This is a genomic window from Streptomyces sp. NPDC046215 (assembly GCF_040646215.1).
GTDB lineage: Bacteria > Actinomycetota > Actinomycetes > Streptomycetales > Streptomycetaceae > Streptomyces > Streptomyces stramineus.
Genome location: NZ_JBEYZW010000011.1, coordinates 76,691 through 97,826, shown reverse-complemented (window position 1 = coordinate 97,826; position 21,136 = coordinate 76,691). Strand labels below are relative to the sequence as shown.

Annotated in this window: 16 protein-coding genes; 9 read left to right on the top strand and 7 right to left on the bottom strand. The window is 69.3% G+C overall.

What is annotated here, in order from left to right:
* The first annotated feature begins 39 nt into the window (after positions 1-39).
* Positions 40-354 (top strand): SCO5918 family protein, encoded by a 315-nt coding sequence (locus tag ABZ951_RS07595; RefSeq protein WP_344095674.1) that lies wholly within the window; start codon positions 40-42, stop codon positions 352-354.
* A gap of 238 nt (positions 355-592) precedes the next feature.
* Entirely contained in the window at positions 593-2,602 is a 2,010-nt protein-coding gene (locus ABZ951_RS07590; RefSeq protein ID WP_344095672.1) for a M6 family metalloprotease domain-containing protein, read from the top strand.
* 60 nt (positions 2,603-2,662) lie between these two features.
* On the opposite strand, the gene ABZ951_RS07585 is transcribed toward ABZ951_RS07590, so the two are convergent.
* Positions 2,663-3,028 (bottom strand): PH domain-containing protein, encoded by a 366-nt coding sequence (locus tag ABZ951_RS07585; protein WP_344095670.1) that lies wholly within the window; start codon positions 3,026-3,028, stop codon positions 2,663-2,665.
* 248 nt (positions 3,029-3,276) lie between these two features.
* On the opposite strand from ABZ951_RS07585, the gene dacB reads away from it, so the two are divergent.
* Positions 3,277-4,896, top strand: coding sequence for a D-alanyl-D-alanine carboxypeptidase/D-alanyl-D-alanine-endopeptidase (gene dacB, locus ABZ951_RS07580; RefSeq protein WP_344095668.1), 1,620 nt, complete (start codon positions 3,277-3,279; stop codon positions 4,894-4,896).
* 62 nt (positions 4,897-4,958) lie between these two features.
* Here dacB and ABZ951_RS07575 read toward each other — a convergent pair whose 3' ends face one another.
* Together ABZ951_RS07575 and ABZ951_RS07570 are read right to left on the bottom strand one after the other, a co-directional pair.
* The gene (locus ABZ951_RS07575; RefSeq protein WP_344095666.1) at positions 4,959-5,369 is read right to left on the bottom strand and encodes a VOC family protein; all 411 of its coding nucleotides are present in this window, start codon (positions 5,367-5,369) and stop codon (positions 4,959-4,961) included.
* 52 nt (positions 5,370-5,421) lie between these two features.
* Positions 5,422-5,613, bottom strand: coding sequence for a hypothetical protein (locus tag ABZ951_RS07570; RefSeq protein ID WP_344095664.1), 192 nt, complete (start codon positions 5,611-5,613; stop codon positions 5,422-5,424).
* Between the two features lie 100 nt (positions 5,614-5,713).
* Between ABZ951_RS07570 and ABZ951_RS07565 the strand changes: the two genes are divergently transcribed.
* A complete protein-coding gene (locus tag ABZ951_RS07565) occupies positions 5,714-6,361 on the top strand; it encodes a TetR family transcriptional regulator (protein WP_344095662.1) in 648 nt (215 codons plus the stop codon).
* Between the two features lie 175 nt (positions 6,362-6,536).
* On the opposite strand, the gene ABZ951_RS07560 is transcribed toward ABZ951_RS07565, so the two are convergent.
* Positions 6,537-6,728: a hypothetical protein gene (locus tag ABZ951_RS07560; RefSeq protein ID WP_344095660.1), complete on the bottom strand. Its 192-nt coding sequence runs from the start codon at positions 6,726-6,728 to the stop codon at positions 6,537-6,539.
* A 31-nt stretch (positions 6,729-6,759) separates the two neighbouring features.
* Positions 6,760-7,899 (bottom strand): glycosyltransferase family 2 protein, encoded by a 1,140-nt coding sequence (locus ABZ951_RS07555; RefSeq protein WP_344095658.1) that lies wholly within the window; start codon positions 7,897-7,899, stop codon positions 6,760-6,762.
* 510 nt (positions 7,900-8,409) lie between these two features.
* Here ABZ951_RS07555 and ABZ951_RS07550 point away from each other — a divergent pair.
* Positions 8,410-9,828: a cellulose binding domain-containing protein gene (locus ABZ951_RS07550; RefSeq protein ID WP_344095657.1), complete on the top strand. Its 1,419-nt coding sequence runs from the start codon at positions 8,410-8,412 to the stop codon at positions 9,826-9,828.
* 474 nt (positions 9,829-10,302) lie between these two features.
* Here the strand turns inward: ABZ951_RS07550 and ABZ951_RS07545 are convergent, their stop codons facing one another.
* Positions 10,303-13,911 (bottom strand): hypothetical protein, encoded by a 3,609-nt coding sequence (locus tag ABZ951_RS07545; RefSeq protein ID WP_344095655.1) that lies wholly within the window; start codon positions 13,909-13,911, stop codon positions 10,303-10,305.
* A gap of 374 nt (positions 13,912-14,285) precedes the next feature.
* Positions 14,286-14,759, bottom strand: coding sequence for a hypothetical protein (locus ABZ951_RS07540; RefSeq protein WP_344095653.1), 474 nt, complete (start codon positions 14,757-14,759; stop codon positions 14,286-14,288).
* 348 nt (positions 14,760-15,107) lie between these two features.
* Between ABZ951_RS07540 and ABZ951_RS07535 the strand changes: the two genes are divergently transcribed.
* From ABZ951_RS07535 to ABZ951_RS07520, 4 genes are all read left to right on the top strand, one after another.
* Positions 15,108-16,331, top strand: a complete 1,224-nt coding sequence (locus tag ABZ951_RS07535; protein ID WP_344095651.1) for a helix-turn-helix transcriptional regulator — start codon at positions 15,108-15,110, stop codon at positions 16,329-16,331.
* 180 nt (positions 16,332-16,511) lie between these two features.
* Positions 16,512-17,330, top strand: a complete 819-nt coding sequence (locus ABZ951_RS07530) for a toll/interleukin-1 receptor domain-containing protein (RefSeq protein WP_344095678.1) — start codon at positions 16,512-16,514, stop codon at positions 17,328-17,330.
* Positions 17,327-19,315 carry a hypothetical protein gene (locus ABZ951_RS07525; protein WP_344095649.1) on the top strand — a complete coding sequence of 663 codons (1,989 nt, stop codon included), beginning with the start codon at positions 17,327-17,329 and terminating at the stop codon, positions 19,313-19,315. Before ABZ951_RS07530 ends, ABZ951_RS07525 begins: the two co-directional genes overlap by 4 nt.
* A 242-nt stretch (positions 19,316-19,557) precedes the next feature.
* Complete coding sequence (locus ABZ951_RS07520; RefSeq protein ID WP_361279360.1) at positions 19,558-20,643, top strand: hypothetical protein; 1,086 nt, start codon at positions 19,558-19,560, stop codon at positions 20,641-20,643.
* The last annotated feature ends 493 nt before the right edge of the window (positions 20,644-21,136 follow it).

Here is a 21,136-nt window from a genome sequence, read left to right as displayed (position 1 = left end):
CCGCTGTTCCCCCGTTTCCTCCCACCCTGTTGAGGCACTATGCGCTGCGTCATCGCCCGCTTCCCCTTCGACCTGGTCAAGAGCGAGGTCGAGCACTCGATGAAGGGCATCAAGCCCGAACCCGTCACGGACGCCTCCGTGACCATCGGCCGCCGCACTTACCCCGTCAAGCAGGTGGGCGAGGTCATCACCCGGCAGGACCGCCGCGACTTCACCGCCGCCGAGGTGACCCGGGCCCTGACCCGCCTGGGCTTCACCTGCCGGACCCCCGTCGCCGAGGTCCCCGTGAGCCCCACCGCGCCCACCCCGCTGGAGACGGCGTCGGCCCTGCTCGGCATGCCGACCCCCATGTAACCCACGCTTCGCGCACGAAGGCCCGTACCGCACCGCGGTACGGGCCTTCTGCCGTGGGCCCCCGGAAGCGGCGCCCCACGAACGTCACCCGGGCACTCTGGCGCCATGCCTCCCGCCGTCCTACCTTGACCGCGATGGGAACTCGAACACCAGAACACCGGAACACGACAGCGCAGTTCGCCCCTCGGCGCCAGGTGACGTCCGGTGTCTTCAGGTGACTTCAGACAAGAGGTGAGTCTTGTTCCTCCGCCGCACACGCGCCCGCCGGCCGGGCCGGTTACGCACGCCGGCCGTCGTCGCCCTGCTGCTCGGCGTCCTGGCCGCCCTCGCCGCCGGACCCGCGCAGGCGATACCCGACGGCAAACCCCGGCCGCGCCCGCCGCTCGTCCAGCCGGTCGACCCGCAGCGCTGGCGCAACCCCGACGACATGACCTGGGCCGAATACCGCTCGGTGCCCGGCACCCGCTGGGCCGACCCCGGCCTCAAGCCCACGCAGCGCAAGTTCAAGGGCGCCCTGGTGCTCCTGGACTACCCCGATGAGGAATTCTCGGTCAGCAGAGCGCCCGGCACCGGCGTCTTCGGCAACCCGCTGCCCAGCGCCTCCGGCATCCCCCGCGAGCGCGTGCCGAAGTTCTACCAGGACTTCCTCAACAAGCCCGGCACGCTCAACCACGGTCACACCATCAACGAGTACTGGATGGAGGACTCCGGCGGCCGCGTCGGCGTCGACCTGACCGCCTTCGGCGTCTACCGGATGCCGTGGAAGTCCTACCAGTACGGCATCGAACCCGGCATGAACCCCGGCGCCTGCCCGGTCGGCGACTCCTGCGGCAAGGACATCCGCGCCGACGGCAAACGCGCCTGGACCGCGGCCGAGGGCGCCGGGAAGCCGGGGGAGTTCGACTTCATCTTCTACCTCACCGCCGGAGTGGACGAGTCCTCCGCCTGGCAGGAGTTCGGCCAGATGAAGTTCGCGGCCCCCGGGGACGTACCGGCCGCCTGGGGACCGCCGTCCCCCGTACCCGGCGGCGGCAACGCGGCGAAGACCCGCTACGTGCCGTGGACGTCCTGGCAGGCGGCCGCCCGCATCTGGCCCAACGCCTCCAACGGCTCCTCCACGCAGGCCGAGAGCTCCGGCATGGCCACCTTCGCCCACGAACTCAGCCACATCCTGGGCATCGCCGACAACTACAACAACCCCTACGGCACCCCCCTCAGCCGCTCCTACACCGGCATCTGGGGCATGCTCTCCCGCGGTTCCTTCAACGGCCCCGGCGGCCCGCACACCCGCTGGCAGATACCCGCGGCGGCCGGCGGCTCGATGGGCGCCCAGCACGTCCTGCGCGACAAGCTCAAACTCGGCATCGTCGACGAGAAGAACGTCCTGCGCCTGGACCGCGACGACCTCAAGAACTCCGGCCTCGTGACCGCCCGCGTCACCGCCCGCTCCGCGCCGCCCGGCGAGAAGGGGCTCGCCGGCGTCAACATCACCATGGGCCGCGACCTGTCCGCGCCCTGCGACCGCGAGACCGACCCGCTGTGCGACGGCGGCGGCTACGACAACTACACCGTCGAGGTCGTCGACCGCATGGGCATGGACTCCTTCACGCCCGACAGCGGCGTGCTGCTCAGCAAGACCAAGAACGCCGACCGGGCCCCGTTCGCCTGGGTGATCGACGCGCACCCCGAGGACATCGACCTCGTCGACTTCAAGCGCCCCGACGGCACCCCGCAGAAGATCACCATGGGCGACTACCGGCAGCTCAGCGACGCCCTCTTCCACGCGGGCGCCGACTCCGGCAGCTCCTACGAATACGTCGACCGGGCCAACCGGCTGCACTTCTACATCCTCGACGTCCGGCGAGACGCCTCCGGCATCCTCTCCTACGACGTCGGCGTGAAGTCCCTGGACGGCGCGGGCCCGCAGGACCGCGGCCTCGCCCTCGGCCGGGGCACCGCCAAGGGCGACCCCGGCGACGGCCGCGCCCTGTGCACCTTCGACCTCGCCAACACCGGGCGCGCCGCCGCCACCGACATCTACCGGCTCTCGGCCACGGCCGCGGGCCGCGGCTGGTCCGCCTGGCTCCCGAGCCGGCTCACCGCCGCCGCGTCGGGCACCAAGGTGCCCGTCGACGTGGCCGTGACCGCGAAGAAGGGCGCCGACCGGCACGGCAGGATCACCCTCACCGCCCGCTCGGAGAGCGACCCCGGCAAGACGGCACAGGCCACCTGCTCGCTCAAGAAGTAACCGCGGCCGAACAGCCCCGACAGCAGCCCCGACAGCCCCGGCCGGATCCCCGGCCGGGGCCTACCGCGCCACGAACTGCGTCAGGATGGCCTGCACCTCGTAGATGTCGACGCCCTTGGTGAAGGTCTTCTGGATCGGCGTGGGGTTGCTGGAGATCCAGATCTTGAGCTCCGCGTCGAGGTCGAAGTGCCCGGCGGTCTCCACCGCGAAGTGCGTGATGCCCTTGTACGGGATGGAGTGGTACTCCACCTTCTTGCCGGTGATCCCCTGCTTGTCGACGAGGATCAGCCGCCGGTCGGTGAAGAGCATGGTGTCGCGGATCAGCGTGTAGGCGGCCTGCACCTGCTCGCCGGGGCCCAGCAGCCGCGCGTACTCCTGCTGCGCCGAAACCGGATTAACGGTGTGCGCATTCCCGAACAGCCCCATAACGGCCCCCTCTTATCCCTATCGGATCATTCTTAGCACTGTATCGCCGTGCCCCCGCCCGGAGGATCGTTCCGCCGGAGCGTGCCGCGCGGACCGGTACCCCGCGAGGGTATGGACGCCGGGCGCGGCCGCGCGGTTGAGGCGTCCGGGGGACGCGGCCGCCGCGCCGCGCCGTTCCCCTGGGCGACACCCCTACCATCAAAACGCCTATATCGGGCAAAGAGGAAAAACTCATCGGTGGAGTCCGTATGTCATCAGCCGTCACCCGGAGCCGGACCAGAGCCCGGACCCGAAGCCCTCTCCTGGGAGCCCTGAGCCTGCTGCTGGCGGTCGGCGTCACCGCGTCCGGTTTCGCCGAGGCGGCCCCCGCAGGCCGGCACGGCGATCTCGACCCGCGCATCTCCACGGTCATGCAGAAGCCCGAATACCGGCACGCCCGCTGGGGCCTGTTCCAGCAGAGCCTGGATACGGGGCAGGTGACGCACGCGCAGAACGCCGACGAATACTTCATTCCCGGCTCCACCGCGAAACTCTTCAGTGTCAGCGGCACCTGGGACACCCTCGGCAGCGGACACCGCTTCGTGACCCCGGTGCGCGCCGTCGGAAAGCGCCGGGGCGCAACCCTGAAGGGCGACCTGGACCTGATCGCCCAGGGCGACCTCACCCTCGGCGGCAGGACGCGCGCCAACGGCACCGTCGCCTACACCGACCTCGACCACACCTACGCCAACGATGTCCCCGGCGCGACCCTCACCCCGCAGAACCCCCTGGCCGGCATCGACCGCCTGGCCCGGCAGGTGCGCGCCTCGGGGCTCCGGAAGATCGACGGGGACGTGGTCGTCGACGCCCGGCTGTTCCGCACCGACCCCGGCCTCGACCCGGCCCCCACCCCGATGATCGTCAACGACAACGTCATCGACCTGCTGACCACCCCCGGTCCCCGCGCCGGCGCCCCGGCCCGGCTCTCCTGGCGCCCGAAAGTCGCGCCCTACCGCGTGACGTCGTCCGTCCGGACCGTCGCGGCGGGCCGGCCCTCCGGCATCAAGGTGACGACCTCCGCCGACGGCACCCGCATCCGGCTGTCCGGCACCATCGCCGCCGGCGCCGCCCCGGCCCTGCGGGTATCGCCCGTCAAGGACCCGAACGCGTTCGGCCGCACCGCCCTGATCGAGGCACTGGAGCGGGCCGGCGTCGACGTCCGGGCCAAGGCGGCCGGCCCCAACCCGGCCGGCAGGCTGCCCCACACCTACCGGGGCGCGCCGACGGTCGCCCGCTACACCTCCCCGCCGTTCGAGCAGTACGCCAAGCTCGTCCTCAAGGTGAGCCACAACCTCGGGGCGAACCTCGGGATCTGCCTCATGGCCGTCCGGGCGAAGAGCACGGACTGCGCGGACGGCTTCCCCGTGCTCGCGGCGTTCCTCGACCGCGCGCACGTGGACCGCAAGGCCGTCCAGCTCGCCGACGGCCGGGGCGGGGACCCCGATGACCGCGCGACGCCCCGCGCCCTGGCGCAGATCCTGACGTACTGGCACCACAGCGCCGAGGCACGGCGGTTCCGGGAGGCGCTGCCGATCCTGGGCGTCGACGGCAGCATCGCGCACTCCTGCCGGAACTGCCCGGCACGCGGCAAGGTCTTCGCCAAGCCCGGCACCTTCGCCGGCGGTGACCTGCTCAACGACCGCCTGTCCATCGGAGCGCAGAACCTTGCCGGCTACCTGGAGACGAGCAAGGGGCACTACGACGTGTTCTTCGTCGGGGCGAACGGGGCGTCGACACAGGGCACCGACACCCAGGGCATCTTCGCCACCATGAACGACATGGCCGACATCGCGGCCTACCTCCAGCAGGGGGCGCGCCGCCGCCCCTGAGCGGTGCCGGTGCCGACCGCCCGGGCTCGGTCACGGCTGATGCCGTGGCCGGGCCGGCGCTTTTACGCGCCTGCCGGTGCCTCCTCCGCCCCGGCGGGAGTGCCCCACTCGACGAGCTGGACGACTATCCCGTTGGGGTCGGTGACCTGGAACAGCCTCTCGCCCCACGGCTCCTCGCGCAGGGGCATGGTGACGGGCGCGCCCTCGCGGCGCAGCCGCTCCTCCTGCGCCGCGAGATCGGTGACGGTGAGCGCGAGGATCAGGCCGGACGCGTGCTGGTCCCGCTGGTCGGCCGGGAGGACCTCGGTGCCCCGGCGGAGCAGGACGACGTCGACGGCGGCGTCGTCACGGGTCAGGGAGGCGAAGCCGTCGGCGGCTATGGCCACCCGGTAGCCGAGGTGGGTGGTGAAGAAGTTGCGGGAGGCGTCCACATCGGCGACGGTCAGCGAAAGGGTGGAGACGGAGACGTTCACGGGGCTCCTCGGCGGGGTGTGCGGCGGGACGGGCGGGGCTTGCGTGCGCGGGTCAGTAGGTACGGCGGGGCGCCTGGTACCGCGTGCGGACGGCTGCCGCGCGGCCGGCGCGGGGCAGATCGCGAATCAGACGCTGGGCGACGGGCACGGGGCCGGTGCCCCGGCCGGTGGCGTACTTGGCGGTGCCGAGCTGGGCGGTGGCGAACTTGGTGGTGCCGAGCTGGGCGGTGTCGAGCTTTCGCAACGCGTCTCCTTCTGGTGGGAAATCTTGCGACGGACGTAACTTTACGCACGACGTACCGAGGTGGTCAAGGGTAATTTTGCTACGGGTGTAACTTCTTCTCATGGGTATCGAGACACCGGGGCTCCGCGAGTCCAAGAAACGGGAGACCAGGCAGCTGATCTCCGACCACGCCACCCGGCTCTTCATCGAGCAGGGCTTCGAGCAGACGACCATCGCCGAGATCGCCGCCGCGGCCCGGGTCGCCAAGAAGACGGTCACCAACTACTTCCCGCGCAAGGAGGACCTGGCCCTCGACCACCACGAGCAGTTCACCGCGAGCCTGGCGCGCGCCGTCGCCGGCCGGGCCGAGGGCGAGTCGGCGCTCGCCGCGCTGCGGCGGGAGTTCGACGCCGCCCTGGAAGCCCGCGACCCCGTCGCCGGCTTCGCGGGCCCGGCTTTCGCCCGCATGATCGCCGAAAGTCCCACGCTCACGGCCCGGCTGCGCGACCTGCACGACCAGCGCGAGGAAGCCCTCGCCGGGGCCCTGGCGGAGGCGGCACCGTCCCCGACCATCGCCCCGAGGGCGGCGGCGGCCCTTCTGACGGCGGCCGAGCGCCTGCTGTTCGAGCGCATCCAGGAACTCACGCTGGCAGGTCGCACGAACGACGAGATCGCGGTGGAGGTGGCGCCGGAGGCGACCCACGCCTTCGACCTGCTGGAGGCGTCTCTCGGCGACTTCGCGGTGGCGGGCGCGGAGGCGGAGGCGTGAGCGTCGGCTGACGCAGGGCCCGGAAAGCTGAGGCAGGGCCCGGAAACACGAAGACCCCGGCCGGTTTCCCGGTCGGGGCCTTCCTGGTGCCCGGTGAGGCGCTGTGCGTGGAGCGGAACGGAGGGAGTCGGCGCGTGTGCGGGGCCGGCTCGGAGGAGCCGGTGACAGAGCCCTGTCACTCACCGGCAAGCTGCCGGTCCCTCCTGCGCCGCCTGATGGACGCCAGGTAAGAGGCCAGTGAGAGGACGACGGCTGCGATGCTGATGCCGAGCAGCAGCCGGCTGATGTCCGTGACCGCTATCCGGGTCACGGTGAAGGCGATGACCGCGATCACCGCGAAGACCCCCAGGCCCTTGAGGGAATTCATTGCACTCCTCGATTCACTGCCATGCGTCGGTTCACTTCCACGCGGACACGCGCGTCACGTACGACTTCACGATGGACGACACCAGCCAATAGGTCCGCACCACGGTGTAGACGAGCTCCGGGATCAGCAGGCCCTCGACGAGCATCGCCTTCCAGCCGAGATTCCGGACGCGTAGTGCCGGATAGACGATCCAGAAGCTGAAGAGCAGCCAGAACAGGGGCTGTTGCGCGAAGCCGTGTTTCGCTGCCACTACGAGCTGCGTCGAGCCCCACCCGAGAATGTAGGCGGCGCCGATGAGCCCCAGAATCATGGTGGTGATGGAGTGCCAGGTGAACTTCGTCCAGCCCCGGCCGCGCAGCGTGTCCACGGTGCCCCGACTCCACCGTTCACGCTGCTGGATCAGTTCGCGCAGCGTGGGCATGAGGTCGGTGTAGGCGATGCAGAGCTGGTTGGCGGTCACCTTCCAGCCGGATTCCTTGAGCGCCAGCGTGGTCTCGTAGTCCTCGACCAGATTCCGGTGGTCTTCCCAGAAGACCTGACCGCGCCAGTCGAGCAGACTCTGCAGGGCCTCGCTCCGGTAGAAGGAACCGGCCCCCGACATGGTGTGGACGTCACGGCGGTAGCGGGAATTGGCGGCCCGGCCGTATTCGATGATCTGCATGCCGAGGAGGTACCGCTGCCAGGGATTGCGCCATAGGTCGGTGCGGCCGAGACAGGCGGCGCTGACTCCGCCGAGCTCCGGGTCGGACGCGATGACATTGCGGGCACGCTCGATGAACTTCGGGTGCAGCTCGGTGTCGGCGTCCATGACGAGGACGTGCCGCACCGTGTTGGTCAGCCGTCCGCCGACCGCTTCCCTGAGCCAGTTCAGGCCGTAGTTGAGTGCACCGGCCTTCTTGTGCGGGTTGTCCTCGAAGTTCAGGACGACGGTCTGCGGCGTGCTCTCGTCGTCCGCGAACTGCCGCGCGAACTCCTCGGTCCGGTCGGTCGAGTTGTTGACCACCACGACGATGAGATCGGGGCGCCGGCTCTGGCGGGCCAGGGAGTCGAGCGACGTGAGCACGCCGACTTCCTCGTTCCGGGCCGGAACGAGGATGACGGTGTCGTAGAGGGCGGCACCGTCGAACTCGGCGAGGGACCTGCGGCCTCTCCGGTGCCGGCTGCGCGACACGTGCGGTGCTACGTCGTGTGTGCGTCTGCGACCACGACGGCGCGCACGACGGCCCCTGCGCGCAACAGTGCTGGACACGGCCTTTTCCCCCACCAAAGGTCAAGCTAACGGGAATCACACTTTGTATGGATTGTGTGAAGATGTATCGAGAAGGTACCCCAGCGGATGATGGCCGTCTCATCCGTTTCACTGTGACCGCCGCCACTTGGGAGCCGTGAGGTCGAGGCGCGGAGCGCCTCTCTGCGGTTAAAACCGGCAAAGCGGACATTTGCTCGGCATTGAATGCGCCGAGTAGTGACCAAGAGCACGTTCGGTGACGGTCCGGTCGGCTTTCCCGTAGGCCGCGAGGCCCCCGGCGAAGATTTTATCGGCAAAGTGAAGGTAAATTACCGGAATTGGTGATTCCGTCAGGACTGCCCGGTTTCCGATGAAGCGTGGTTACGATGACGGTGCAGACCTGATGTGAAGTGTGCGCATCACACCGCCCTAATGTCCCAGCCAGGAGCATTCGTGAGTCATCCCCGCCGCAACCCTCGTCGTCGCGGGTGGCTCATGCCGTTGCTCCTGGTCGCAGCCGTGCTCGCCGGCGTCGGCACCGCGCTCTACCCCCCGTGGGGCTCCTCGAGCTCCTCGGATTCCGGCTCGGCGGCGGAGCTCAAGGTCCGCTACCGGAACGACGCCGCGGCCGCGGCCACCGCGGCCAAACCATGGCTGGAAATCGTCAACACCTCCAAGAAGCCCATCGCCCTGAGCGATGTGGTTCTCCGGTACTACTTCACCGCGGACGACACTTCCGCGTACGGCTCCAATTGCGTCCAGACGTACGTCGGCTGCTCCAACGTCACGCAGCGGACCGGGGCGCTGGACGATCCGGCGCCCACCGCGAGCCATTACCTCGAGGTCGGTTTCACGGCCGGGGCCGGAAGCCTCGCACCCGGTAAATCCACCGAGGCGATCGGACTTCAGCTCTACCGCCTCGACCACAAAGCGCTGAACCAGAAGAACGACCGCTCTTTCGACGCCGAGGCCGGCCACTTCACGGAATCCAAGCTGGTGACCGCGTACCTGAAGGGTGCGCTGGCCTGGGGCGAGGAACCGGGCGGTGCCAAGGCGCCCTCGGCGGGACCGGCGGCCGCCGCCCCGGCCGGCGTGCTGTTCGACAGCTTCCACTACACCGGCGCCGACGACCCCGCGCTCGCCGCCAACGGCTGGCAGGCGCGCACCGGCGAGGGCGGCCCGGGCATCCGCAACACCTGGTCGGCGGCGGGCATCAGCTTCCCGGCCGACGCCAAGGCCCAGGAGGGCCAGGCGCTGCAGCTGCGGGTCACCACCGACGGGACCAAGCAAGGCACCCGGCAGTCCGAGCTGCAGAACACCAAGGCCGGATTCTTCACGGGGACCCTGGCCGCCCGCATCTACTTCAGCGACAAGCCCACCTCGGGCCGCGGCGGCGACCACATCAACGAGTCCTTCTTCGCGATCTCGCCCAATCATGCGTCGTCGAAGTACAGCGAACTCGACTACGAGTACATGCCGAACGGAGGGTGGGGCGCGCCCGGCCCCCGGCTCGACACCACGAGCTGGGGTGGCAACAAGCAGGGTGACCAGGTCACCCGCGCCACGAAGCAGCGCTTCCAGGGCTGGCACACCTTGATGATCACCGCTCTGGACGGCAAGGTCACCTACTCGATGGACGGCCGGGAGCTGTTCAGCAGCCGCGGCAAGGGCTTCCCGCGTGAGCGCATGGGGATCCACTTCAGCACGTGGCTCGTCGATCTTCCTTTCAAGGGCCCGCGCACCTGGGACATGCGAGTCGACTGGGTCTACGGCCAGGCCGGCCGGGCCGTACCCCTGGCGGAGGTCCAGAAGGCCGCGGACGGCTTCCACGGCGCCGGCACCCACTACGTCAACACCCTGCCCAAGCCCTGACCGCGTAGCGGCGCAGCTCGCCCGGGGGTGCTCCGCCCTCGGGGGGAGCTGGTGGAGCCGGGGCGCGCTTCCCGATGTCGGCGCCGCTCGGCTTCCTGAGGCCGGCTGCGGCCGGAACTGAGGCCGCACCACACGAAGGCCCCGGCCGGTTTCCCGGTCGGGGCCTTCGTTAGTGCCCGGTGAGGCACTGTGCGGAGGATACGAGATTCGAACTCGTGAGGGGTTGCCCCCAACACACTTTCCAAATGTTCGCTTGGAGGTTCGGCGAGGTACGGGTTCGTACTGACCTGCAGAGAAGCAGAGGCACATAGGGCTTCTGAACGGTGCCGAACGTCGGTGAAAGCAACCAAAACTGCAACCACGGAGCCGCCCCTTGCGGCATGGCTGCTGCCTACCCGTGCTTACTCGTCGACCGAGTCAGTGCGCCCGGAGGCGGTGTTCGACGTCTGAGGTTTTCCAGGGCCCCAGAGAGCTTCAGCGCTCTCCCGAGAGCGCGGCGGTCAGCCCATGGGCACCGGTGCGATAGAGGGCGTCGATGATGTCGAGGCACTGCGCGCGGACCTCCGCATCCCCTTGCCGGTACAGGCGGAGTACCGCCTCGATCAGATGCCGCTGGGTCAGCGCGTATCCGCGGCGCCCCTGTCTGCTGTCCCGCTCGGAGATCGCGGTCAGTGCCCGGCATGCCTCGATCGTCCGGGAGGGCAGCCGCGCGGCCGATTCGGCGAGGGCACGGGCCAGCGTCTCGGGGTGCTCAGCAAGGCCGGGGCTGCCGAGGAATGCGCCGATGAGGCCGTCTGCGGCAGTGGGCGACAGGGACATCACGTCGGTCATCGCGCGTGCTGCCACCGTGCGTACCGCTGCATCGCTGTCATGGAACATCCGTGGGAGCAGCGATGTGCCATACGCGGGGTCCCCGGCGACCATCTCGGCGGCGCCCCGGCGTGCCGCCGTCGCGAGCCCGGCCGGGTCGGTCGGTAGTCCAGGAATCAACCGCCCCTGCATGCTCAGGACCGCCCAGGTCGCTCCGGCGTGCCAAGCCGCCTCCTCCGGGCCGGCGAGCGCCCGGAGCAGTTCCGGGGCGAAGCGCCGGGTGTCGCGGAGCAGGGCCCAGGTGAGGAGCCAGTGGGTGGTCCGGGCCCTGTGGATGTCGACGTGAGTATCGGTAAAGAGGCCTTCCGCCAGGTCGAGGGCGGCCTCCGGGGCGTGGCGGAGCAGGGCGGCCACGGCCTCCGCCGCGCAGGCGCGGACCGCCATGACCGGATCCACGGCGAGTCTTCCGAGTAGGGGGATGAGCCCCGGGGCAACTGTGTCCGACGCCCTGAGCAGAGCGCCGATGGCGAGCGCGGCCTGCCCTCGTGTGGAGTTCAACCCCGCGGTCAGGGGGTCCCCGCCGTAGGGGCCCTGTCCTGGACCGGCGCCGGGTCGCGCCGCTTCGACGGCGGGGTCCGGGTCGTCGACACAGTCAGCCAACAGGTCGACGAGGGCGGCATACCCTACGACATCCGAGGCGGCGGTCTCTATGGCCTGGCAGATGGTTCTGGCGAGGCTCTCCCCCACCAGGCGACGAGCGTGGGCACAGAGCTGGAGCAGGACATCGGCGTCGGCCTTCCCCGCGACCGCGTCGATCACAGCTGCGAAAGCAGGAGCCGGAATGGTCTCGTCGAAGGTGAGTGCCAGCCGAACGAACCGTTGCGGCTCCTGCCCAGCCACGGCACGCAGCATAGAAGCCAGCTCGGTCGCTCCGCCTGTCGGTACGTCACCTTCCCAGTTGGTCCCTTCTGCGGCGTACTTGCGTAGGGCGCGCAGCCACTGGCCATCCGTCATGGACTCACCTGCGGTACGGGGCACCGGAGGGCCCACCCAGTGGGCAGCCTCTGAGTTCCGAGGTCCGACCGGAGGATGCTGTCCAAACTTTCGTTCCAACTCGCCGAGGCGCCTTTCCACGGCAGCGCTGCGGCGCTTCTCGTCGACCGCGCCCAGGAGCACGTACTGCGCTCGCCCGAACAGGTGACGGCCCTCGGAGAGTCGCTCCCAGCAGGGAAAGTGGTTGAGCAGAGATTGGACGAGCCGCTCCACAGTGGCCTCCTCGCACCGCTGCGTCATCGCGGCGATGAGTTCACGTGAAGCCCAGCACGCACTGTCCGCCCAGCCGATCCGCAAGTGCTCGGGGTCGCTCATCAGCCAGGCGAGTGCTTCGTCCGGGCGGTTCCAGACCATGTAGGTCCGGCAGGCAAGGAAGCGCAGGGCCCGACAATCGCCCGCCGCCGTCAGGGACCCCATGGCCTCGGTAACGGAGGAGGGGTACTGCTGGGCCAGGGTGCGCAGCGTCTCGTGAGCCGTCCAGTACAGAGCCTCATCGAGGTTGGGTTGGAGCTCGGAAGGGGGAAGCGCCCACCGGGGGCGTAGAGGGGAGACGTTGGATAGGGCCGCGTGGCTGGCCCTCGCGACGGCGATGACGAACGGCAGGACATGTTCGAGCGCTGCTGCGGGGGCCGCCTCAGCCGCCTCGATGACGAGCGTGCCCGGGCTGGAGCCTGTGGGCGTGGGCAGATGGCCGGAGGCGAAGGGGTCACCGTGCTCTGTTGTGGTGGCTTGCCGCAACGCGCGGGTGAGAAAGGCTCCCAGTATCTGGAGTGCGGCAACCGCGTCCTCTTCGGCGAGCTGCCCGAAGAGGTGCCAGAAGTCCGCCCCGGTGTCGGAGGACCCGCCCGGTGTGGCATCGAAGTCACCACGGTCGATGAGCGTGTGGATCAGCCCAAGGGCGTGCGCCGAGGGCCGGGACTGGGCCCAGGAGAGAAGGCGCTGACGCCACGGCCCCTCGGCATCCCGATACGGCTCGAGGAGTTCCGTCACGCGCGCCGGATGGTGCGCGGTGCTCCACTCCAGTTGGGGGAAGATCAGCGGTACCGCTTCGGGTGCGGCGAGCCATCCTTCCCATCTCCCGGTGTCGGCCGCCTCGAACCAGGACGGCAGGGCTAGCAGGCGGCGCAGGTTGCCCGAGGTCACGTCCTCTCCCCATGCATGGGGTTCCAGCGCTGCCCAGTCCTCGCTGGTGGCGTCGAGCTGCTCGAGTACGGCCACGACCACGAACCGCAGGTGCGGGCGGACCAGGTCCGAGGTGAGCAGACGAACCGCTGTGTGCCGGAAGGCCGCGCGGTCAGTGTCCCGCAGATGTTCCAGGACCTGACGGGTCTGAGCCCGGCGGAACAGCGCCTGTCCGCTCGCCGCGAGGAAGTCATGGAGGTCGTGGCCCGCCAGGACGAAGGAGCGGGCGAAGAGGTAGTCGAAGTACGTCTCGTGGAAGAACCCGACACGGCCGTTCTCCGCGTGAACAAGGGTTCCGGCTGAGGAGAGCACCGCCAGGTCGGTTCTGGCGAACCGGTCCAGGAGTACGTAAGGAACGGTGACGGTCTCGCGTCGGCTCATCTCCTCGACCAGCTGTTGGGTGATGGTGGGCCAGGCCTCACGGGGGAGCGACCGCTCCGCCTCATGTCGCCTGTCGTCCGTGTACTGGGCGTAGAGGTCTTGCAGACTCCGGTAGGCCGTTGTCCGTGCACCCTTCGTCAGTCTGCTGAAGACGGCGAGGTGCAGGGGCGTCCGCAGCAGGACCAACGTCTCCGTGTCGAGCTTCTCCGGGGGCGTGCCGCCCTGTTCGAGTACTGCGCGAACGGCCTGGTCGTCCAGCAGCCCCAGCGCGAACCGCTCGACTGTGTCTTCCTGGCTGACCAGACTTGTGAGCCGTGGATCTTTCTCGACATCGACCGTCCGTGCCACCAGCACGACCTTGACGTTCGGTGAGTCGGCCAACGCCTCCAGCATCTCGTCGACGGCTTCGAAGACCTCCGGGATGCGCCCGCTGTAGCTGCTCACAGCGTCAAGCTGGTCCACGACCAGCAGAGCGGGACCGCCCTGCGCCACCTGGGCGATCAGCGTGGCAGGGGAGCCGGGGAGCCCCAGCCGTGAGCCCACTTTTTGTGCGGTGCGGTCGTCCGCCTCCACCTCGTCCATCCGGAAGGGCAGGACCGGCCACCCCCGGTTGGCCGCCAGGCCGATGACCTCCTCGACGACGGCGGACTTACCCATGCCCGCAGGGCCTTCGCAGACCACGGTGGCCGGCCCGTCCTCCGCGACCAGACGGCCCAGCAGTTCCTGTGCGTGGGGCCGTGCGGCCAGCCCGAACGGAGGGCGGACTCTTCTGCCGCGCCGCAGAAAGCGTTGCCGAGCGGCGTGAACGGCCTCTCGGGCGGTGTCGGCCGCGTCCGGGCCATGCGGCGTGCTGCCTGTTGCTTGCGACGCTTCGACGATCACGTACTGGGTCCAGGAGCCGACGGCGAAGCCATGGTCGGATGCCTGTACGAAGTTCGCTCGGGCGCATGGCATGGTCTCGTCTCCGGCGGGGAGCGGCGCCGCCCGAGTGACCCGTTCGGAGGGGGGTGGGCCTGAGTCACCCGGTCCGTTCAGCCCTGTGCCGGACCCGGGCGGAAAGGGGAAGTGAAGTGCACATCCCCGTTCGCCACGCCCACCACGAGCGAGCCGTGGTCGGCCTGGAGCCGCACGTTCTCCCCGGCGATGACGCCGGGGGCAGCGCCCGCCGGGGCGTCGCCGCTGGCGTGGTCGCGCACGAGACGCTGGAGTTGTGCTGCCGCGGGGTGGCGTTCATCAGCGCTCAGCTGCTCCAGCACGGCGGTGAAGCGTTCTTGCCAGACCATAGCGTGGCGGGCGGCGACGGCCCGGGAGGAGGAGTCGATGGCCGTGCGCAGAGCTGCCTCGGTCTTGGCCAGGCGGGCGAGATCGGCCCGCTCGGCCTGCTTGCCCCGAGCGAGCCAGCAGGCCACCTGTTCCCCGAAGAGCTGCCAGTGATCGGTCCCGGCCGTTTCCACCACGGCCACACCGGCCTCTGCCGCGATGCTGCTCAGTGCTTCCGATAACACCTGACCCCTCCCGCTCAGCCTTGGGCTCGTCGACACGATAGTCATGCGGTGCGGTCGGCAGGGGTAATCACGGAAATCGTGTGATGCGGAATCCGATATTTCGCATCCCCGACGGGCGGAGGTGCGGAATCGGCGTCAGAAGGGTCCTGGCACGTCGAACGCCTGCTTCCTGGTCGCAGTCACACCACGGTGCCATGGGTTGCACATCTGTTTCTCGCGCCCGAACAGAAGGAGGAAACATGAAACTTCGCTTCCCCCGACAGAACGACGCGCGGCCGTGCCAGAATCTCCTCAAGGGGGCGACCGAGGGGTAATTCGGCTGTCCAGGATGTTGGAAGGGGTAGGGGTATGGACGTCCCGTTACGTTTCGGTGCGGAGCTGCGCCGACTACGTGAAGAAGCCGGAATGACGCTGAAGCAGCTGGCGGAAGTCACGACCTACAGCACAGGGCATCTCTCCAAGATCGAGCGGGGTGTAAATCCCCCCACGATGAATCTGGCCCAGCGCTGTGACGCCCACTTCAATGTCGGCGGGCGGTTGCGCCGCCTGTTCACCGCTGAGGATCAGTCGGACGGGAACAGGCCGAGGCCCGCGCGGCGCCGGGTGATCGTCACGGGGGTGGGCTCCCTGCTCGCCGCCCGCATGGCGGACGGGAGCTGGGCTGGCCATGTAGGCGACAAGGACCTGCCACCGGGCGCCCTCTTCCAGGAACAGCTGCACCAGATGAAGCGATTGGGTCAGAGCCTGCCGCCCGCTTCGATGCTGCCCGTTCTCCGCTCACAGGCATCCACCATCACCACGCTGGCCTCCCGCACCACGGGATCCGCCCGGCCCGGCCTGCTCATCACCGCATCCCGCTTCGCCGAGTACACCGGGTGGATGGCCCAGGAGAACGGGGACGAGACCACCGCGCTGCGCGCCACGGCCGAGGCGGTGGAGCTGGCAGAGGCCGGTGGGGACACGGACCTGGCGGACTACGCGCTGGTCCGTCGTGCGCTCGTCACTTACTACGACGGGGACGCACCCCGGACGATCGCGCTCGCCCGACAGGCTCAGCGCAGCGCCGCGCCCCCCAGGATCAGGGGGCTGGCGGCCCAGCGCGAGGCCCAGGGACATGCTCTCGACGGTGACGAAAGGGCTTGCGGAAGAGCGCTGGAGCGGGCGCGTGATCTCTTGGCGGCCGACGTGGACCCATCGGGTGGCCCGGTGCTCGGCACCACCCAGCTCAAGGACTCGGTATCGATGGTGGAGGGGTGGTGCCTCTACGACCTGGGCCGCCCCCGGCAGTCTGTCGACATGTTGGAACACCAGTGCCGGCGCATCGCACCCCACGCGCTGAATACCCGCGCGCGGTACGGCATCCGGCACGCCCTGGCGCTCGCCGCGTCGGGTGAGATCGAGCGGTCCTGCGAAACGGCCCGCGAACTGCTGGCTTTCATGAGCGTCGTTCCCTCGGCCACCGTCCGTACGGACGTGCGCCGACTGGACGTTGAATGGTCACGGTTCCGTGGAAACCCGGCGGTGCGCGGGCTCCGGCCCGTACTCGCCAACGTACTCGGCGCTGGTCGCTGAGGGCTGTTTTCGGTCACAGGGGGGTCTCGGCGGCACAGTAATTCGGCCGCTTTTCGCCATGCTGGGGAGTTTATCCGGCGCGGCCCCTTCGAATCCGACCCTTCGAGCCTTCGGTATTCCATCAGGATCGTTTTGCCTTTCCGTCGCAAGATGAAACATCGCACAGAAATGGAATTTCGCATGCCTTTGATCTTTGTGAACTACCGGACCAATGACGAGGAAGCCGCCGCCACGCTCGTGGAAAGAGAACTTTCCAGGGTGTTTGGCAGTGGCAATGTCTTCCGGGCCAGTAAGTCCATCCGGTTGGGAAGCCGGTTCCCCCAGGAACTGCTCACTGCGGTCCGGCGCAGCAGCGTGCTGCTGGCCGTCATGGGGCCCCGGTGGCTGGAGCCGGGAGGCCCCGGCGGCCGGAGCCCTCTGGAGGACGAGGACGAGGACGACTGGACCCGGCGGGAGATCCGGGAAGCGCTCGAAACCGGGGCCGTGGTCATCCCTCTGCTGGTCGGTGGGGCGAAGAGGCTGCGCCCCGACGATCTTCCCGGCGACATCGAGGCCCTGGCCTCCTGCCAGTACCGGCGGCTCAGTCACCGCAACGCGGACGCTGACCTGACGGGGCTGGCCGACGATCTCGTGGAGCTGCTGCCCGAACTGGGAGCCGCCGCGCGGAGCAACGGCTACCGGGCCCGTTCGGCACCGTCGGCCGACGACCACGGCACGAGTAGGGACGGGGCCAAAGACGCCCGGATGCAGGCCAGGGTGATCAAGCACCGCCAGCGCGGGGGGATCGGCAATCTCAACGGGGACTTCTCCGGAACCTTCGTCAGCGAGCCCCAGGGCCCGGTCCACACCGGAAGCGGGCACTTGTATCAGGCGCGTGAGCAGTACCTGGGCCCACGTATTTCCGGCGACGGAGGCGGTGTGCAGTACGTGGGCGAGAACCATGGGGAAGTCCGGCAGAGGGCGGACGGGAACGGGCGGCCTGCGGACGAAGAACGTTGACCGGCACAGGTGGCACGTCGATCAGCGACCCCCAGGGACCGGTGCACAGCGGTGGAGGTGACCAGAACAACACCTATTACTACTCGGTCGGCCCCCGAGAACCCCTGGTCAGGGCCGGGGTCGATCGGCGGGAGATCGTACGTGAGCACCGGCGGCGGCTCGCCAAGTGCTTCGTATGGCCGGGCGGATACACCCGGGCGGCCGATCGGCTGGCGCGGTCCGGTGCGGTGGTGCTCCTGGAAGGCCCGCCCGGGATCGGCCGGCGCTCCGCGGCAACCATGCTGTTGGTGGGGGCGTCGGTGGCGGGCAGCCGCATCGAGGAACTGCCAACGGTCAGGGAGGAGGAGCCCCTCGACCCATCGCCGGACGACCGCTATCTGCTGGACCTGTCGAGCATCGGCGACAGCGACTACCCGGCCGCTCAGCGCACGCTCATGTCCTACCGCGCGCTGGCCGAGGAGAGCGGTGCCCGGCTGGTCGTGGTGACTCCGTCCGGCCTGGAATGGATGCTCGATGTGGAACTCGCGCCCTTGGCCGTGCACCTTGAACGGCCGGGCGGCCGGGCGGTCTTCAGCCGGCACTTGAGGGTGCGGGGTGTGAGGTTCGAGCACGAGCACTTGGACCACGGCGATCTGCCCCGTCTGTTCGGGACCGCTCCTATGCGGGAGCTGGACCGCTTGGCGGGCCTGGTGGTCCAGGCCCGGGACAGGGCCGGCCGCGGCACGAACTTTGAGCACTGGCGGGACGAAGCCGTGGCCGCCGCGACCAACTGGTCGCAGCAGGTGGCCGGAGACCTGCGACAGCACCGAGGCGCAGAGGAACGAGCACTGCTGCTCGCGGCGAGCATGACGAGTGGCGGACCGGCGGACACGGTGCTGAGCGCCGCGCACAGCCTCCTGGCCGTCTTGGGACACCCTCAGGACGAGACGCCCAGACTGGCTCGGGCGGGTCTGGGCGAGCAGTTGGAGGAGTTGTCCCTCGCCCGGGAGGATGACGGACGGGTGCGGTTCGTCAGGCTCGCTTACGACGACGCGGTCAGACGGCACTTTTGGGAGAACTTCCCCGACCTGCGTGCGGACTTCCGGGACTGGGTGGGGACGTGCATGGAGCTCCCCGGCCTCGGAGCGGAGGACCGCGCGCGTCTGGTCGCCCGCTTCGCGGAACAGGCCCTGCGGACCGATCGACCAGATGATCTGCACCTGCTCATCGAGAAATGGACCCACGCCTCGGCAGGAGGACGGCTGCGGGCCGAGGCCGCGGCGGCGCTCGAACTGGGCCTCAGCCACGAACGGTACGGGTGGCTGTTCCGTTCGTATGTCTACCAGTGGGTGACGACGGCGCGCACAGCGCCCGATCTCGCACGGGTGCTGACAGTCATATGCCGGCAGGTGATGGCCGTCACCCATCCGGAGCAGGCCATGGTCCGGCTCAGGCACCTAGCCCTGCGCCAGGAGAACTCTGAGGACATCAAGGCGACGGCCCGCTCCGCCCTCCTGGAGCTGGCGCACGGCAACCGTCGGCTGTACGGGCGGCTGGTGCGCCGCCTTCTGCCGCGGGGGAGACCGGCGGACGGCAGCCTGGAGATACTCCTGGCGCTGCTCGACCCTGCCGAACTGCGCGTCCACCCGCCCTGGCAGGCGTTCGTCTTCGCCTGGCGTGCCGTTATGGCGGGGAAGCCGGCGCGTACCTGGTCCCCGTCGGTGCAGCGCTGGCTCGCCGTCCTGACGCTTCGTCAGGCGGGGGAGGAGGTCCTGAACGCGCTGCTGCTCGCTGCCTACGGTGACCGGGGCCTGTTGAACCAGCTCTATGTGACGACGTGTGACTGGGCCGAGTCGGAGCCCGCCGACATGCCTGAGCACCTCCGGGCCCAGCGCGACGAGCGTGTGCGGACCGCCGACCGGTTCTGCCGGGAAATCGACCTTGCACAAGGAGTCGGAGGCCTCGCCTCGGCTTCGGGTGCGCGAGGAACAAGGGAAGGACCATGAGTACTCAGCACATCACGCGCCTCATGTCCGGTGGAGTCGTTGTCACCGTCCTGGCGGTGGGAGTCGCGCTCGGTCGTCCGCTCTGGATGTGGTTCCTCGTGCCTGCGCTCATCGCCGGTGCTCTGCTGATCGATATGAGGGTGCCGCGTAGGGAGGTCACGCACCCCACGGCCTCTGGCCCGGACCTGGACGAGTCTGTTCCCGAGCCTCCGGCCGAAGTCCCTTACCGAGAGACGTCGCTCGTGGTGGTTCCCGTCCAGAGCGCCGTCGAGGACTGCCCCTTCCTGTTCTCCGCCTCCGTCTGGTGGCGGCCCGCCGGGAGGTTCGGCCCCTCTTCGCACGGCAATCCGACTGCCCTGGCCGCTACGTCCGTCCTGCAACGTGTGGAGAGCGTGACGCTGACCGAGAACCCCGGCCGGTGCACGTTCCTGGAGCGTTCGCTGGAGGGAACGCTGGGAACACCGGTCCCCGACGGTTCGGGGCTGGTGGAGGCATTCGCCACGGATATCCGGCTGGTCCTGCGGCCCAGGGATCGGGAGCACCTGGAAGAGCTGGACGAGCTGCGCAAAGCCATGGGCAGCTGGGAGAGTCGGCGGCAGCACGAGCGCAACCTTCGGGAGTACCTGGGGGAGGACGTTCTGCGGAGTCCCGGCAACGCGGTGGTCTGGTGGATGGCGCGCCACGACGACCAGATCGAGCGTGCGGTGGACATGATCGTTCCTCTGACAGTCCTGTCCGCCGCTGCCAACGACGAGGAGATCCCCGAGGAGTACCTGGATCTGTTACGGGGCTGGGGGCAGCCGGTGGAAGGGGAACGGATGAGCGGATTCGACCACCCGGAGCCGGGCGGTGGCCAGACCCCGCCGGACCATGGCCCCATCCGTCCGGCAGCGGGACAGGAACCTCCGACCGATCTCCTGGCCGCCTGGCTGGACAGCGAGGGGTTCACCGAAGGGTCGGACGAGACCAGGGTCTTCCTGGACCGCCTCGCGCGTACGTCGGACGCGGCGGGCCGGCCGGAAGCCGCGGAGAACATCCGCAGGTACATGCGCCGGACCGACTACGGGGGCGGACGCCCCTCTGCCGGCCCCTCGGAGACCGGCACGGAGGATCCGCCGCCGGTCACACCCGCCTCCTGGCCACCGCCTCCGCAAGGCGGAGATGCGGCTGGCCACCCGTCCGACGCGGCGGAACCGTCGAGCACCGGGAACTCGCGGACGGTATCGGAAGGCACGGCCGCTGAAGTAGGCGATACCTACCGGCAGTTCGACCCCGAGGCATGGGCGCAGAGCGGTCCCGACCCGGAGTGGCCCGGGGGTGCGCGATGACCCCGCGTCCAGCCCTCGATGTCTTTACCCGCATCTGCAGGTCCGTGGAGCAGCGGTACGCCCAGGGGCAGCCGCTGTGCAGTGGCTCGGACACACCCATGGAGCCGCACTGCGGTCGAGTGGGCATCGTGCTGGACGATCTGCGCTCCCAGGCCCTCGGAGCTAAACCGGGTCACCCTAACCGGGTCGCTCACTGGCGGCACATTGCCGGCCATATCCGGCAGGAACCGGAGGGCGAGGGCGGACGGAGTTGGATGCTTGTGGCTGTGTGGCTGCTCGCGCCCCGCTTGAGAGGAGCGGCGTACTCGCTTTCTCGGCGTACCGGAGCCGAGCACGCCGACGTGTGTTCTGCCTTGTTGCAAGGGACATTGGAGGGCGCTCGGACCCTTGGCCGGGCGGACACATCGTTCGCTGAGCAGCACCTGGTCGACGCGGCCTTCGCCGCCGGGTGGCGGACGGGCCGCCGCAGTCCGGAGGAGACTCCAGTGGGGGA